Genomic DNA, 14,934 nt, shown 5'->3' with positions numbered 1-14,934 from the left:
GGGCGGAACGCCCGGCCGGGAGATCCCGGCCGGGCGTTCCGTCGCGTGCCGCCGGCCCGGTTCAGCCGGTCGCGCGCAGCGCCGGCGCCAGGCTGCGCACCGTACCGCCCACGATCCGGCGGTTCTGCTGCCGTACGACGGTGGTCCGGTCGGCCGACCGGAACCGGTGCGTGTCGAGCGACGGCTCGCCGCGCAGGATGTCCTGCTCCATCTGGACCAGGAACGGCGACGGCTCCAGGCCCAGTTCCTCCACCAGCCGGGCCCGCAGCCGCCGCATCACGGCGAGCGACTCGGCCCGCCGGCCGCAGCGGTAGAGCGCGAGCATCAGGTGGCGGTGGAAGTTCTCGTGGAGCGGGTGCCGGGCGGTGAGCTCGGTCAGCTCCGGAACCAGGGTGTGGTGCGCGCCGCGCTGGAGGTCGGCGTAGATCCGGTGCTCCAGCGTGCACAGGAGGGACTCGTCCAGATGGACGATCCGGGCACCGAGCAGTTCGCCGGCCTCCACGTTGACGAGCGCCGGGCCGCGCCACAGCGCCACGGCCTGGTGGAGCAGATCGGACCCCTCGACGAATTCGCCGCGCTGGACCGCCGCGTTCCCGGCGGCGGCCAGCATCTCGTATTCCGTGATGTCGAGTGCGACCCTCCGCGTGGACAGCACGTAACTGCTGCCCTCGGTGACGAGGATTTCTTCGGCTATTTCGTTGACGCTCTTCTTGAGGGCTTCCGCGAGGATGCGGCGGACCTGCCCGATATATGTCTGAATCGTTGCGGTGGCCGTACGAGGGGGACTGTTCCCCCACAGCTCCCGCACGAGCGAACCGACCGATACCGCGCTGTCGGCGTTGACAGCGAGTAAGGCGAGCAGACGACGCGGCTTGGGCGCCAGCGCCACTGGTTCCAGGTCGTCGCCGAATACGTTCATCGGCCCCAGGACATGAATCTGCACCATTCCCCCTTATTGGTACATCCATCACACTCTGCGGTGAAGTGATTGAACATTCCACCTCTCGTCCGGGTGTGTGTACCTGGCACGAGTCACGGGGTCAGCCTAGCAGGGACCTGGCCGAAAATCGCTTCCAGTTGATCTTCGTACGGAGTGTTTACGAGCCGGAGTCCTCTTTGTTACCTGCCGCCTCCGAGGGCAAAAAGAAAACCACGTCGAATTTCGCCGGCGAGCGAAATTCGACGTGGTTTTCCCACGTTCCCGGAATAACCGGGAGGTTATTTCATGGTGCCCAGGACGGCGATGGCCCGCTCCAGGTACTCCTCGAACAGGGCCCTCTCCTCGGGCGTGAACGCGGCGCCCAGCGTCCCCTCGACGTGGAGGGCCGCCTTGTCGGCCTTCTTCGCGATGGCGCGGCCCGCCCGGGTCGCCCGGTTGACCACGACCTTCTGGTGCAGCTCCGAGGGTTCCCGGAACACCAGGTCGGCCTTCTCCAGGTTGGCCAGGACCGTCGCCATCGTCTGCGGCGTGACCATGCACTCGCGCGCCAGCTGCGCCGCGGACATGCCGTCCGACACCGACAGCAGCAGCAGGACCGAGTACTGGGGAACCGTCAGGCCGAATTCCCGCAGCGCGTCCGTCTTGCGCCCGATCAGAGCCTGCTCGGCCCTCTTGATCGTGTGCCCGAGCCGTCCCGCGGCGACCGTCTCCGTCGTCGTCTTCGCCATGTCAACAGTCTTGCATACGACAGAGGACGAAGCAGTAGACGCGTATTGTCTCCGCCGGGCCGGCCGGCCGTCGTTTCCCGGGGAGCGTCCGGTCACCGGCTCGGCCGACGCCTGGCCGGCGGGATCGCGCAGGTCAGCCGGGCGGTGCAGGTGCGTCGGCCCCGTTCGTCGCGGATGACGATCTCGTACGTGGCGGTGTGCGTGCCCACGTGCAGCGGACGGCACTCGCCGGTGACCCGGCCCGACCGCGCCCCGCCGTGGTGGGTGCAGGACAGTTCCTGGCCGACGATGATCCGGTCGGCGCCCGCGTGCGTCCAGGCCGCGAGCGAACCGAGCGTCTCGGCCAGCACGGCGTTGGCCCCGCCGTGCAGCAGGCCGATCGGCTGGCGGTTGCCCGCCACCGGCATGGTGCCGATCACGAGGTCCGGCCCGCAGACCTCGATCTCGATGCCGAGCCGCTCCACCAGCTGCTCGTCGGCGTAGGGGGACAGGACCTCGACGGGACCGAGGGCGGTCTGTGTCATGCCCGCCCCCTCAGTGCGCGGAGGCGGGCTCGGGCGACGCCGCGGACGGCTCGCCGACGGCACCGGCCTTGTCGCCGGCCGCCGCCCCGCCGCCCTTCAGCAGGCTGCCGACGACCACGGCGGTGACCACGCAGGCCGCCGCGACGATCCACATCGTGGTGTGCAGGCCGGAGGCGTAGGCGTCGGCCATCGCGGTCACCGCCCGGTCCCGGACCCCGCCCGCGGGCAGCGTCCCGGCGGCCTCGGTCAGACCGCCCTGGAGGGCGCGCGAGGTCAGCGCGTCGGCACCGCCCCGGAAGGCGGAGACGGCGTCCTCGTCGAGGGCGCTCCTGGTGAGCGCCGTGACCAGGGCGCCGAGACCGGCCATGGAGACCGCGTCCGAGGTGAGCCGCACCGTGTTGAACATGCCGGCGGCCATGCCCATCCGCTCCGGCTCGACGGCCGACACGGCCGCGCCGTCCAGGATGCCCAGCGAGATGCCGTAGCCGATGCCCAGGAAGAGCAGCGGGCCGGCCAGGGCGGGGGCCGGGGCGCCCGGTTCGACCAGGGTCAGCCAGGCGGCGCCGACGGCCGAGAAGGCGAGCAGCACGACGAACAGGACGCGCTGGGAGACCTTCTGCGCGGCCATGCCGGTCAGGGCGGGCATCACCAGCGAGGGGCCGGTCAGCAGCAGCAGGACCAGACCGATCCGGACGGCCGACAGGCCGCTCGTGGAGGTCAGGTACGGCGGCAGCACGATGACGAGCGCGACGAAGCTGAACGCCAGCACCAGCGGGACCAGGCAGACGGCGAGGAACTGCGGGCGGGCGAAGAGGCCCAGGTCGAACATGGGGTGCTCGGAGCGCCGTTCCACCACCACGAAGACGGCGAGCAGGAGCAGGCAGCCGACGGCCGGGGCGAGCACGATCGGGTCGGTCCAGCCGCGGCCCGGCCCCTCCACCAGGGCGAGGACGAAGAGGGCGATGCCGAGGCCGAAGGCGAAGGTGCCGGCCCAGTCGAAGCGGGGCCCGCGGTTCGGCTCCGTGCGGGGCAGCAGCGGGGTGCTCAGCAGGACGAGCGCGGCGACCCCGGCGAGCACGAGGAACACCGAGCGCCAGCCCCACAGGTTGACCAGGACGCCGCCGAACATCGGGCCGAACGCGAGGCCCGCTCCCAGGAAGGTGCCGAACAGGCCGAACGCCTTCGCGCGGGCCGGGCCGTCGAACGCCTGGGCCACGATCGCGGTGATGGAGGCGAGCGCCGCGCCGCTGCCGAAGCCGGAGACGGCGCGCGAGACGTCGAGCAGCAGGATGCTGTCGGAGAGGCCGGAGACGGTCATCCAGAACGCGAAGAAGGCCATGCCCCAGGTGAACATCCTGCGGTGGCCCACGCGGTCGGCGAGCGAACCCATCGCCGCGAGGCTGCTGGACGCGGTCAGCATGTAGCCGTCGACCACCCACTGGGCGGCGGCGAGAGAGCTGTGCAGGTCGGCGCCGATGTCGGGCACGGCCACGGACGGGCCGGTCACCACCAAGGTCATCAGCGGGCCGACGACGCACGCCGCGGCGAGAGTCGCCCGCGGGTTGCCGGTGGACACGGGAATCACCCCTGTTCTGTTCTGTTCGTTGTCAGGCATGTGTAAGAACCCTGGCATAGATTAGGAGTCTCAACCTATGCGATGTCAATGTCGTATGGCAGAGTTCTGTCTGAAGGCGAGGGACTGTCTCACGGATCGAGTGGACGGCCCTCGCGGGCACACACGGGAGAGGCGGTGCGCACGCACATGCGCAGGATCCAACTGGGCGGTTCACGGCGGAGCTTCGCGGCCGTCGGCCTCGGCTGCATGGGCATGTCGTGGGGGTACGACGAGCTGGGCCGGGACGAGAGCGAGTCCATCGCGGTCGTACGGCACGCGCTCGACCTCGGCGTCGACCTGATCGACACGGCCGACCAGTACGGCCCGTTCACCAACGAACTGCTGGTCGGCAAGGCGCTGCGGGGCCACCGCGACAGGGCGCTGCTCGCCACCAAGGGCGGGCTCGTCGTGGACGACCCGGCCACCTACAGGAGCCACCGGGACGGCCGGCCGGAGTACCTGCGCGCCGCCGTCGACGCGAGCCTGGAGCGGCTCGGCGTGGACCACATCGACCTCTACCAGCTGCACCGCGTCGACCCCGGGGTGCCGGTCGAGGAGAGCTGGGGCGCGCTCGCGGAGCTGGTCGCGGAGGGCAAGCTCGGCGCCCTCGGGCTCTCCGAGGCGTCGGTGGAGGAGATCCGCCGGGCGCACGCGGTCCACCCGGTCGCGTCCGTGCAGAGCGAGCTGTCGCTGTGGAGCCGGGAGGCCCTGAAGGACGGCGTGGTGGACCACTGCGGACGCGAGGGCATCGCGTTCGTCGCGTTCGCCCCGCTCGGCCGCGGCTTCCTGTCCGGCCTCATCAGCAGCCCGCGGGACCTGCCGGAGGTGGACGGCCGGCACCGGATCCCCCGGTTCCAGCCCGAGGCCATCAGCGCCAACCAGGCCCTCGTCGACCGGGTGCGGTTCCTGGCCGACGAACTCGGCGCGACCACCGCCCAGGTGGCGATCGCGTGGGTGCTGGCCCAGGGCGAGCACGTGGGCGTCATCCCCGGCACCAAGACCCTCCGCTACCTGGAGGACAACGTGGAGGCCGGCTCCCTGGTCCTCCCGCCCGGCGCCCTCGCCGCGCTGGACGACCTGCCGGAGGCGGTCGGCGCCCGCTGACCCCTCCGCGCGGCACGTACCGAAGGGGCGCCCCGTCCGCGGCGCCCCTTCGCGTCCGTCCGGCGGCTACACCGGCTGGCGGTGCGTCCCGGCCGTCAGGGTGGCCGGGAGGACCGGCCAGCCCCGCTCGGCCGCGTGGGCCGTCATCCGCGGGTTCTCGCCGACGACCGTCGGGTGGCCCACCATGCTCAGCATGGTCAGGTCCCCCGGGTCGTCGCCGTACGCGTGGCAGTCGGCCGGGTCCGCGCCGAACGTCGCCAGCGCCTCCCGGACCGCGTCCGCCTTCGCCGGGCCGAACATCGCGTGCCGGATCGCCCCCGTCATGCGCCGGTCCGCGTCCAGCTCCGGTTCCGTGCACAGGACCAGATCGACGCCCAGGTCGTCGGTGATCGGGTGGAGCGTCGCCGGCCAGGAGCCGGAGATGACCACGGTGTGGTGGCCCGCCTCCTGGTGGGCGCGCAGCCGCGCGACCGTCGGCTCGATGAACGGCGCCCCGCGCTCGCGCAGATGGGCGTACCACTCCCGCGCCTCGGCGACCACGTCGTCCCAGGGGACGCCGGCGAACAGCTCGTAGAACCTGGACACCACCTCGACCGGCGTCACGCCCTTCGAGGCCATCCGCCGCAGCGGCTCGACCAGCCGCTCGTACGCGGCCCCGGTGACGTCGCCCTCCCGCTTCATCCGGTGCCGCAGCAGCGAGAACGGCGTCTTCATGGCGACGAGCGTCTCGTCGGCGTCGAAGAACGCCACGACCGGACGGGAGTGGCCGGTGGTGAGGGACGGGAGGACGGGGGACGTGGTCAAGACCGGCTCCTGGGGTGTGCCGCTCGGGTGAGCAGTCGTGTGGTGCCCCGGGGGTCCCGGGGGTCGATCCGCGCGAGCAGGTGGCCGTCCGGGCGCACGACCGCCACGGCGGGCCGCGGACCGAGCGCCCGCGCCAGGCCCCGGGGGACGGCCCGGGTCAGGTCGAGGACCGGGGTGCCGTCGGGAAGCTCCCGGCGGACCCGGTCGCCGGTCCGCCGCCAGTCCTCCGGCGGGGTCCGCGTACCGGGCCACAGCAGCACGGTGTGCCGGTCCCGGTCGATCGTCGGCCAGCCGCCGCCGTCGAGCCGCGGGGCGGCGGGCCCGCGGCCGGCGGCGGGCCCGCCGGGAGCGGCGACGGGGCCCGACGAGACCCGCAGCGGCATCCGGGGGTGGCGGTCGCCGTCGTAACTGACGTCCGTCTGGCTCAGCTGCGGGGCGAACCTGCGCTGGAAGAGGCCGGTCCGGTCGGCCACCGCGAACGCGGCGTCCCGCAGCGCGACCTTCGCGGGCGTGTCGACCAGGCCCGCCTTGGTCAGCAGCGCCGTCGAACGGGCCACCTCGTGCGAGACGGTGCGCCGCTCGGAGTCGTACGAGTCGAGGATCGCCTCGCCGAACTCCCCCCGGAGGACGCCGGACAGCTTCCACGCCAGGTTGAACGCGTCCTGCATGCCGGTGTTCATGCCCTGGCCGCCGGCCGGGCTGATCACATGGGCGGCGTCGCCCGCGAGGAAGCAGCGGCCGCTGCGGAAGGCGGAGGCGATCCTGACCCGCACCCGGAAGGACCCGCTCCACAGCAGTTCCTCGACGCGGCTGCGGCCGGCCGCCCGGTCGTCGACGACCTGCTGGAACATCTCGCGGGGCGGCGGGTTGTCCTCGTCGTACGCGTCGTGCGGCACGTTCAGCGCGATGCGGTGCACGCCGCCGCCCATCGGGCCGAGCACCATGGCGCCGCTCGGCGCGTAGCAGTAGTGCGACAGGTCCTCGGAGAGGGTGGTGGTCAGCCGGGCGTCGGTGATCGCGAACGACACGTCGACCGGCGGGCCGTCGTAGCCGATGCCCAGCTCCTTGCGGACGGTGCTGTGCGCCCCGTCCGCGCCGACGAGCCAGGCCGGCTCCACCTCCTCGGTCCGGCCGTCCTCGTGCTCCAGTGCGACGGCGGGACCGTCCGCCGCGTTGTCGAGAGCGGTGAGCCGGACGCCCTGCTCGACGGTTCCGCCGAGGGCGGCGAGCCGCCGGCGCAGCACCCCCTCGGTGTCGCTCTGCGGGAGGGTGAGCGCGAACGGGTAGGGGGAGTCGGGCAGTCTGCTCATCCAGGCGGTCGCCAGGCGGCGGCCGCGGGAGTAGAACGCGGTGCCCGCGAGGCGGTGGCCCGTGTCGAGCAGCTCCTCGGTGACCCCGATCCGGTCGAGGAGTTCGAGGTTGCGCGGCCAGACGACGTTCGCGCGGGAGTGCGCGGTGTGTCCGCGGCCGGCGTCCACGACGCGCACCGGGACGCCCTGCTGGAGCAGTTCGCACGCGACGACCAGGCCGACCGGGCCGGCGCCGACGACGAGGACGGGCCGGTTCGCCCGTACGTCCGTCAGGCCGCCCACATCAGGCCCCCGTTGACCTCGACCACGCTGCCGTTGACGTACGAGCTGTCCTGCGAGGCGAGGAACACGGCGGTCGCCCCGACCTCGGCGGGACGGCCGAGGCGACCCGACAGCAGACGGCCGCGGTAGCTCTCCCAGGCGCGCTCGTTGGAGGCCAGCTCCTTGCCCATGCCCTCGTCGATGTAGCCGGGCGAAAGGCAGTTGACGGTGATGCCCTTGGGGGCGAGCTCGACGGCGGAGGTCCGGGTGAACATCTCCACGGCGGCCTTGCTCGCGCTGTAGGCGGCGGCGCCGATCGCCGCCCGGCCGGCCACGCAGGACGACACGTTGATGATGCGGCCGCCGACACCGGTCGCTTCGCGCCGGGCGGCCATCGGGGCGATCACCGCGCGCGTGCAGAGGAAGACGCCGGTCAGGTTGGTGGCGAGCGTGGTGTTCCAGTCGTCCACCGACAGGCGGGCGATCTTGCCGTCGCGGCTGACCCCCGCGTTGTTGACGAGGACGTCGACGCCGCCGAACCTCTCGGCCGCGGCCCCGACCAGACCGGCCACCGAGGTCTCGTCGGTGACGTCGGTGGGGTGGAAGAGCAGCCGGTCGCCGTGGTCGTCGGCGAGCTCCTCGATGTCGTACGGGTTGCGCGCGGCGACCACGACCGAGGCGCCCTCCTCCAGGAACGCCTCGGCGATGGCCCGCCCCAGGCCCCGTGTGCCGCCAGTGATGACGGCCGTCTGTCCGTCGAGCCTCATGGCTCCTCCATCCGGTGCTGCGTGTGGTGTGTGTACGGGGGCGACGCGCCGGCGCGGAAACCGTGCCGGCGCGTCGGATCGGGCCGTCAGTACCAGGTCAGAAGGGCCGCGCCCGCGGTCATGCCGCCGCCGACCGACGCCATCAGGATCCGCTCGCCGCGCTTCAGCGGCCGCTCCCGGTGCGTGGCGTGCAGGGTGAGCGGCACCGAGGCGGCGACCGTGTTGCCCAGCCGCGGCGCGGTGTACGCGACCCGGTCGGGATCGATGCCGGCGTCCGCGACGAAGGTCTCCAGGAGCCGGGTGTTGGCCTGGTGGAAGACGAACCGGTCGACGTCCTCCAGGGCGAGCCCGCATTCGTCGAGCGTCCGGGCGGTCAGCTTGGCCAGCACCGCGAGGGCGTAGTCGCGCACCGCGCGGCCGTCCATCCGGAAGTAGTGCTTGCCGGCCGCGCGGGCCTCGGCGTCGAGCGGGGTCCGGGTGCCGCCGCCCTCCACCCCCACGTAGTGGTGGAACTCCCCGTCCGTGACCAGGTGCACCGACTGCAGGCCGTAGCCCTCGGGCACCTCGCCGAGCAGGACCGCGCCCGCGCCGTCGCCGAACAGGCTCACCGTGCGCCGGTCGGACCTGTCCATGATCGTGGAGAACATGTCGGCGCCGACCAGGAGCACGTGCTTCCCGGTGCGGCCCGCCCTCAGCAGCCCCTCGGCGACCGAGAGGCCGTAGAGGAAGCCGCTGCAGACGGCGTTGACGTCGAAGGCGGGCAGGGTGGAGAGCCCCAGTTTGTGCTGGAGGATCGCCGCGGTCGACGGCTGCGGCACGTCCGGGGTGCTGGTCGCCACGATCAGCGCGCCCAGCCCCTCGCGAACCTCGTCCGGAACGCCTTCCAGCGCCTCCCGGGCCGCGTGCAGGGCCAGGTCGGACGTGGTCGTCCCGGGCTCGGCGTACCGCCGGGTGAGGACGCCGGTCCGCTCGGTCACCCAGGACTCGGGCATCCCCGTCCAGGCGCTGATCTGCTGGTTGTCGACCACCTTGTCGGGGATGTGGGAGCCGATCGACAGGACACCGACGGGCATGGTTTACCTTCCCTGGGCTTGGTGAATGGTGGTGGGCGCGGGCGGCACGGGGCCTCAGTGACCCATGCCGAGCCCACCGCTGACCGGCAGCACGGCGCCGGTGACGTACGAGGACTCCTCGCCGGTGAGGAACCGCACGGCGGCGGCCACCTCGTCGGCGGTGCCGGCCCGGCCCAGCGGCGTCATCGCCAGGTACTGGTCCATGCGGGCCGGCCGCACCCCGCGCAGCATGTCCGTCTCGACGAGCCCGGGGGCGACGACGTTGACGGTGATGCCGCGGCCGCCCAGCTCCCAGGCGAGGGAGCGGGCGAGACCGACGAGGCCGGCCTTGGCGGCGGTGTAGTTCGTCTGGCCGGGCGAGCCGGTGAACGCGACGGCCGAGGAGATCAGCACCATGCGGCCCCACCGCCCGCCGAGCATGCCCCGGGCCGCGTGCCTGGCGACCCGGATCACCGACCGCAGGTTGGTGTCGAGGACGGTGTCGACGGCGTCGTCGTCGAGGGCGAGCAGCAGCCCGTCCCGGGTGACGCCGGCGTTGGCGACCAGCACCTCCACGTCGCCGTGGGCGGCCGCGACCTCCTTGAAGGCGCGTTCCACCTGCGCCGCGTCGGTGACGTCGCAGCGCACCCCGAGCAGCCCCTCCGGGGGCTCGCCGGTGCGGTACGTGACGGCCACCCGGTCGCCGCGCGCGGCGAGCGACCGGGCGACGGCCAGACCGATGCCGCGGTTGCCGCCGGTGACGAGGACGGAGCGGCCCGAGGGGACCGGGCCGCCGGAGGGGCCGGGAGTCGCGGTCATGCCGGCGTCACCACGATCACCGCGTTCTGGCCGCCGAAGCCGAACGAGTCGTTCACCGCCGCGCCGATCTCCATCGGCCGCGCCTCCTTGGCCACCACGTCCACCCCGATGCCCGGGTCCAGGCTGCTCAGGTTGGCCGTCGGCGGGACGAGCCGCCGCTCCACGGCGAGCACCGTGTACACCGCCTCGGCCGCCCCGGCGGCGCCCAGCAGGTGACCGACGACCCCCTTGGTGGAGGTGACGGCGGGCTTCTCGCCGAAGACCCGGCGGAGCATCCCCGCCTCGGTGATGTCGTTGAGCGGGGTCGACGTGCCGTGCGCGTTGACGTGGTCGACCTCGGAGACGTCGACCAGGGCGTCGGCGAGCGCGGCCCTGACGGCCCGCTCGGCGCCGCCGCCGGTCGGGTCGGGCGCCGACGCGTGGTGGCCGTCGGCCGAGGCGCCGAAGCCGGAGACCCGGGCCCTGACGCGGGCGCCGCGCGCCCGCGCGTCCTCCATCCGCTCCAGGACCAGCATGGCCGCGCCCTCGCCGGCGACGAACCCGTCGCGTTCGGCGTCGAAGGGGCGGGAGGCCGACGCCGGGTCGTCGCGCCGGGTGGACAGCGCGCCGGCCCGGGCGAGGCTGGCCATGGCGGTCGGGGACATCGCGGCCTCGGCACCGCCGGCCAGGACGACGTCGCAGACCCCGGACTCCAGGAGCGCGCGGGCGTATCCGATCGCCGTGTTGCCGGAGGCGCAGGCGGTCGACACGACCTGGTTGGGGCCGAGCGCCTTGAGGTCCATGGCGATGTAGCCGGCGGTCATGTTGACCGGGCCCATCACCATCAGCAGCGGTGAGACGAACCCGGGCCCGTCCTCGAGGTGCTTGCCGTGCTCGCGCTCGACGGTGGACCAGCCACCGAGGGAGGTGCCGACCACCACGCCGACGCGGGCGCCGTCCCAGGCGGCCGGGTCGAGTCCGGCGTCCTCGACCGCCTGCCGGGCGGCGACCACGCCGAAGTGGCTGATCGGGTCCATGCGGACGGCACTGCGCCGCCCGAGCAGGGCGCCCGCGTCGAAGTCCGGTACGCGACAGGCGAAGTCGACCGGCAGGCCGGCCAGGTCCGGATCGACGGCCGCGGTGGACTCGCCCGACCAGACCCGCGCGAAGTTGGCCTCGACGCCGAGGCCGGCCGGGGTGACCAGGCCGACGCCGGTGACCGCCACGTCGAAGCGTTTGGCGCGCCCCTCCGGGCGCTGCGTCGGTATGCCGTTCATCAGGCCACCGCGGCCTTGGCGTCGATCTCGGCGAGGACGTCGGCGAAGGTGTTCTCCGGGGTCAGCGCCGTCTCGTCGATCTGGACGCCGAACTCCTTCTGGACGATGACGCTGAGCTCGATCAGGGCGAGCGAGTCCAGGTCGAGGCGGTCGAAGGTGGAGGCGGTGTCGAGCTCCTCGGCGGGCACGCCGAGCTTCTCGGAGACGAGGGCGAAGAGACGGTCCTGGTGTGCGGACATGACGGTTCTCCTTGGAATGCGGATCGGTGCGGATCGGTGCGGATCAGTGCGGATCAATGCGGATCGGTGTGGATCAGTGGGACCGGTACGGGCCGTGGTCCGGTACGGGTCGTGGCTCGGTGCGGGGCGTGCCGCGGGGATCAGCGCCGGCTGACCACGGCCGCGGTGAAGGTGAAGCCGCCGCCACCGTTGAGCACGAGGGCGTGGGCCCCCGGCCTCAGCAGGTCCGAGCGGGCCAGGTCGGCGAGGGAGGCGTTCAGGTCGCCCGCCCCCACGTGTCCGGTGGTCCGGCCCAGGTCGAGCACCTGCGCGGAGGTGACCTCCGTCAGCGGCGGGACGTACGCCTCGTTCATCGCCTTGGTGCCCAGGCGGGGGATGACGGCGTAGTGCAGCCGCGGGTCGTCGCCGGTGAGCCCGGCGTCCGCCAGGCACTCCTCGACGACGGCGCGGATGCGGTCGGCGGCCGTCTTGACGAAGAACTCGACGCCGTACGCCTTGATGAAGGCGCGCTTGGTGCGCCGCACGTCGATCATCGGACCGTGCCCCATCGGCGTCGCGTTCAGTTCGTCGTCGCCGCGGTGCATCACCTCCAGTTCGGAGGCCGTCCGGGTCGAGAGGGCGTGCAGCAGCAGGTCGGGGGGGAAGGCGTGCGCCGAGCCGGGTTCCGCCGCGGGACCGGTGCGGTGCACGAGGACGGCGGTGGCCGCGTCGCCGGCCGCCATCCCGTAGTCGCTGCGCCAACGGTGCCAGCTCGGCATCAGGAAGCGGTCGGCGGTGGTGACCAGGGCGGGGCCGGCGGCCGGGTCCCCCTGGAGCCGGCTCGCGGCCAGTTCGACGCCGATGGCGCCGCCGTTGCACTGCTGGAGCAGCCCGATCGGCACGGCGCGGTCGGCGCCGATCCTGCGGGCGATGTAGTGCGGGGCGGACCAGGCGTCGTGGCCCTGGTGGTGGACGCTCGCGTGCAGGACGAGGGAGAGCTGGTCGGGCCGGGCGCCGGAGAGCTCGAAGAGCCGGTTCGCGGCCTCGACGGCCATGTCCGGCGGCGCGGTGTCCTCGCTGACCGGGAGGGAGGTGTAGCCGAGTTCGCGGGCGGTCCGGGCGTCGACGTCACCGGCGGCCACGGCCTCTTCGGCCGTCTGGAGGCCGTCCGGGTACCAGGCCGTCGCCGAGAGGCCCAGGGGGGAGTCCAGTCGCACGGGTCGTCACCTGCCGTCCGTGCCGGGTGCGGCGGGGGTGCCGTCCGCGCCGGGCGCGGGGAGGGCCGCGACCCGTACCTCGGCCGTGCAGAGCGACTCCCCGTCCTGGAGGAAGTCGACGGTGAAGCGCTCGCCGGCGCGGGGCGCGACGGAGACCGTGACCGGGCTGTCCAGTTCCACGAAGCGGCGGAACGTGGCGTCGAAGGCGCGGGCGTACCGCAGCTCGCCTGGCCCGCCCGAGGCGAGGACCGCGGCCTGGCGCGCCGCCTCCATCAGGGCCATCGCCGGCACGTGGTCCAGGGGGTGGTCGTACATGGCCGCGTGCCGCACGGGGACGTCGAGCACGGCGCGCAGCGCGGTCGTGCCGCCGGGGTCGCGCGTCACGTCCGTGAGGACGACGTTCTCGGTCCGCTCGCGGCCCACCAGGGCGGGGGCGACGGGGGTGCCGGTGCGGGTGGCCGGCAGGTCGGAGGAGAGCGGCGGGACGGAGCCGCGGGTCTTCGCCCGGTGGGCGCCGTAGCCGTCGCGGCTGAGGTACCCGGCCACGACGGTGCTCGTCCCGGCCCGCCGGCCGCCCACCAGGAACGCGCAGTCGAGGGTGGCGGCCAGGAGCCGGGCGCCGCGCCGCTTGAGGTCGCGGGCGGTGACCTCGACGACGAGTTCGTCCGGGGCGTCGCCGCGGGCCCGCAGCGCCGCGAGGTCGGTGAACTCGGTGGTCCAGTCGCTGATCAGGAAGGAGGTGTCGTACGTGACGTCCAGCCACCGGTGCGCCACGACGGTGACGGCCTGGCGGGCCGCCTCCAGGAGGAACAGCGGGTCGAGCAGCGTGGGCCGCTGGGTGTGGTCGTTGTAGTAGTCGTGTGCGCGGGGCGCCTGGACGGCCACGGCGAAGGCGTCGTCGCCGTGCCGCACGGCGTCGGTGACGAACACCTCCATCACGGCCCGGCGGTGCACCAGGACGCGGTCCACAGGACGCTGGTAGGCGAGTGCGGCGGCCGGGGCGGCTTCCGCCGGCTCCTGCTCAGCAAGGGTCATGCCCGGTTCCGTTCGTCCGTGAGTCTGCTTCAACTGCCCCTGGGAGGGCATGAATCAAGCCTCGCAGTCGCCTCTGGGGTTTCATCTGCGAATGACGGGAAGGTGGACCGGGGCCTCACGCGGGGCCCGCTTGAGAGCCACTGAAGACTCGCTGAAGAGTGGCCCCGGAGTCCTCGGGGCACGGAAAAGGGCCGCCCCGGCAGGGACGGCCCTTCTTTTCTCGGCAGGTGGGGTGTGGTTCTCCTCGTCGGTGGAGGGGGCCGGACGCTTCCCGTACGGAGCCCGGACGTCTGCTCTCCGGTCGGCGGGAAGCGCGGTTTCAAGCCGTTTCGACCGCGAGGACGACCTTGCCGCGCACATGGCCGGTTTGCACGAGTTCATGGGCGCGGGCCGCTTCGGCGAGCGGGAACTCGGCGCTCACGTGGACCCGCACCTCGCCGCGGTCCGCCATCGCCACCAGCTCGGCCAGGTCGACCGGGTCGGGGCGGACGAACACGTAGCGCCCGCCGAGTTCCGTCACGTCGCCGGAGACGGAGGCGAGCCGTCCGCCCGGCCGCAGCAGCGCCGGCGAACCGGCCAGGGTGTCCCCGCCCATGAGGTCGAGGACGGCGTCGACGCCCTCCGGGGCCGCGGCGCGCACCCGGTCGGCGAGGCCGGGGCCGTAGGTCACCGGCTCCGCGCCGAGCGACCGCAGGAAGTCGTGGTTGTGCTCGCCGGCCGTACCGATGACGCGGGCGCCGAGGGCGCGGCCGATCTGGACGGCGAGCGAGCCGACCCCGCCGGCCGCCGCGTGGACGAGCAGCACGTCGCCGGCGGTGATCTCCAGGTGGCGGCGGAGCGCCTGGTACGCGGTGAGGCCGGCGGCCGGCAGTCCGGCCGCCTCCCGCGCGTCGAGGGAGGGGGGCCGGTGCGCGAGGGTCCGGACGGGCGCGGCCACGAGTTCGCCGTACGTGCCGCGCTGCATGTGGTCGGCGCGGACGTAGCCGACGACCTCGTCCCCGGGGGCGAACTCGGTGACGCCGAGACCGACCCGCTCGACGACGCCGGACAGGTCGCAGCCCATCACCAGGGGGAAGTGGGACTCGAACCAGTCGTCGATGTAGCCCTCGCGGATCTTCCAGTCGGCGGGGTTGACGCCGGCGTACCGCACCCGGACGAGCACGACGTCCGGGCCGAGGCGCGGCTCGGGGAGGTCCATGAGCTCCAGGACCTCCGGACCTCCGTAGCGCTGGATGGCGATGGCCTTCACGGGCGAACCCCCTGACGGGACGGCGGATCTGCGGA

Annotated in this window: 15 protein-coding genes; 1 reads left to right on the top strand and 14 read right to left on the bottom strand. The window is 73.3% G+C overall.

Features of this window, described 5'->3' with window-relative positions; translation table 11 throughout:
* Positions 1-61 precede the first annotated feature (61 nt).
* The 4 genes from ACZ6AQ_RS21370 to ACZ6AQ_RS21355 all read right to left on the bottom strand — a co-directional run bounded on the left by ACZ6AQ_RS21370 (position 62) and on the right by ACZ6AQ_RS21355 (position 3,807).
* Positions 62-919: an AfsR/SARP family transcriptional regulator gene (locus ACZ6AQ_RS21370; RefSeq protein WP_468761358.1), complete on the bottom strand. Its 858-nt coding sequence runs from the start codon at positions 917-919 to the stop codon at positions 62-64.
* Between the two features lie 299 nt (positions 920-1,218).
* On the bottom strand, positions 1,219-1,668 hold the full coding sequence (locus ACZ6AQ_RS21365; protein ID WP_468761356.1) for a MarR family winged helix-turn-helix transcriptional regulator: 450 nt from the start codon (positions 1,666-1,668) through the stop codon (positions 1,219-1,221).
* Between the two features lie 92 nt (positions 1,669-1,760).
* Complete coding sequence (locus tag ACZ6AQ_RS21360) at positions 1,761-2,192, bottom strand: hotdog fold thioesterase (protein ID WP_468761354.1); 432 nt, start codon at positions 2,190-2,192, stop codon at positions 1,761-1,763.
* Positions 2,193-2,202: 10 nt separating this feature from the next.
* A complete protein-coding gene (locus tag ACZ6AQ_RS21355) occupies positions 2,203-3,807 on the bottom strand; it encodes an MFS transporter (protein ID WP_468761352.1) in 1,605 nt (534 codons plus the stop codon).
* A 147-nt stretch (positions 3,808-3,954) separates the two neighbouring features.
* Between ACZ6AQ_RS21355 and ACZ6AQ_RS21350 the strand changes: the two genes are divergently transcribed.
* Positions 3,955-4,911, top strand: coding sequence for an aldo/keto reductase (locus ACZ6AQ_RS21350; protein WP_468761350.1), 957 nt, complete (start codon positions 3,955-3,957; stop codon positions 4,909-4,911).
* 66 nt (positions 4,912-4,977) lie between these two features.
* On the opposite strand, the gene ACZ6AQ_RS21345 is transcribed toward ACZ6AQ_RS21350, so the two are convergent.
* From ACZ6AQ_RS21345 to ACZ6AQ_RS21300, 10 genes are all read right to left on the bottom strand, one after another.
* Positions 4,978-5,715, bottom strand: coding sequence for an HAD family hydrolase (locus ACZ6AQ_RS21345; RefSeq protein WP_468761349.1), 738 nt, complete (start codon positions 5,713-5,715; stop codon positions 4,978-4,980).
* Positions 5,712-7,307 carry an FAD-dependent monooxygenase gene (locus ACZ6AQ_RS21340; RefSeq protein ID WP_468761347.1) on the bottom strand — a complete coding sequence of 532 codons (1,596 nt, stop codon included), beginning with the start codon at positions 7,305-7,307 and terminating at the stop codon, positions 5,712-5,714. Before ACZ6AQ_RS21340 ends, ACZ6AQ_RS21345 begins: the two co-directional genes overlap by 4 nt.
* Positions 7,295-8,053, bottom strand: coding sequence for an SDR family NAD(P)-dependent oxidoreductase (locus ACZ6AQ_RS21335; RefSeq protein WP_468761346.1), 759 nt, complete (start codon positions 8,051-8,053; stop codon positions 7,295-7,297). The genes ACZ6AQ_RS21340 and ACZ6AQ_RS21335 overlap by 13 nt, the downstream gene beginning before the upstream one ends.
* A gap of 86 nt (positions 8,054-8,139) precedes the next feature.
* Positions 8,140-9,126: a 3-oxoacyl-ACP synthase III family protein gene (locus tag ACZ6AQ_RS21330; protein WP_388692531.1), complete on the bottom strand. Its 987-nt coding sequence runs from the start codon at positions 9,124-9,126 to the stop codon at positions 8,140-8,142.
* A 54-nt stretch (positions 9,127-9,180) separates the two neighbouring features.
* The gene (locus tag ACZ6AQ_RS21325; RefSeq protein WP_468761344.1) at positions 9,181-9,924 is read right to left on the bottom strand and encodes an SDR family oxidoreductase; all 744 of its coding nucleotides are present in this window, start codon (positions 9,922-9,924) and stop codon (positions 9,181-9,183) included.
* Positions 9,921-11,180 (bottom strand): beta-ketoacyl-[acyl-carrier-protein] synthase family protein, encoded by a 1,260-nt coding sequence (locus tag ACZ6AQ_RS21320; protein WP_468761342.1) that lies wholly within the window; start codon positions 11,178-11,180, stop codon positions 9,921-9,923. The genes ACZ6AQ_RS21325 and ACZ6AQ_RS21320 overlap by 4 nt, the downstream gene beginning before the upstream one ends.
* A complete protein-coding gene (locus ACZ6AQ_RS21315) occupies positions 11,180-11,419 on the bottom strand; it encodes an acyl carrier protein (protein WP_388692536.1) in 240 nt (79 codons plus the stop codon). Before ACZ6AQ_RS21315 ends, ACZ6AQ_RS21320 begins: the two co-directional genes overlap by 1 nt.
* Positions 11,420-11,559: 140 nt before the next feature.
* Complete coding sequence (locus tag ACZ6AQ_RS21310) at positions 11,560-12,615, bottom strand: ketoacyl-ACP synthase III family protein (RefSeq protein ID WP_468761341.1); 1,056 nt, start codon at positions 12,613-12,615, stop codon at positions 11,560-11,562.
* A gap of 6 nt (positions 12,616-12,621) precedes the next feature.
* Positions 12,622-13,650, bottom strand: coding sequence for a ScbA/BarX family gamma-butyrolactone biosynthesis protein (locus ACZ6AQ_RS21305; protein ID WP_468761340.1), 1,029 nt, complete (start codon positions 13,648-13,650; stop codon positions 12,622-12,624).
* A gap of 319 nt (positions 13,651-13,969) precedes the next feature.
* Entirely contained in the window at positions 13,970-14,899 is a 930-nt protein-coding gene (locus ACZ6AQ_RS21300) for an NADP-dependent oxidoreductase (RefSeq protein ID WP_468761338.1), read from the bottom strand.
* Positions 14,900-14,934 lie beyond the last annotated feature (35 nt).

This window comes from Streptomyces sp. NPDC041191 (assembly GCF_055591945.1).
The sequence above is the reverse complement of the archived record's forward strand: the minus strand, read 5'-3'. Positions and strand labels throughout refer to the sequence as shown.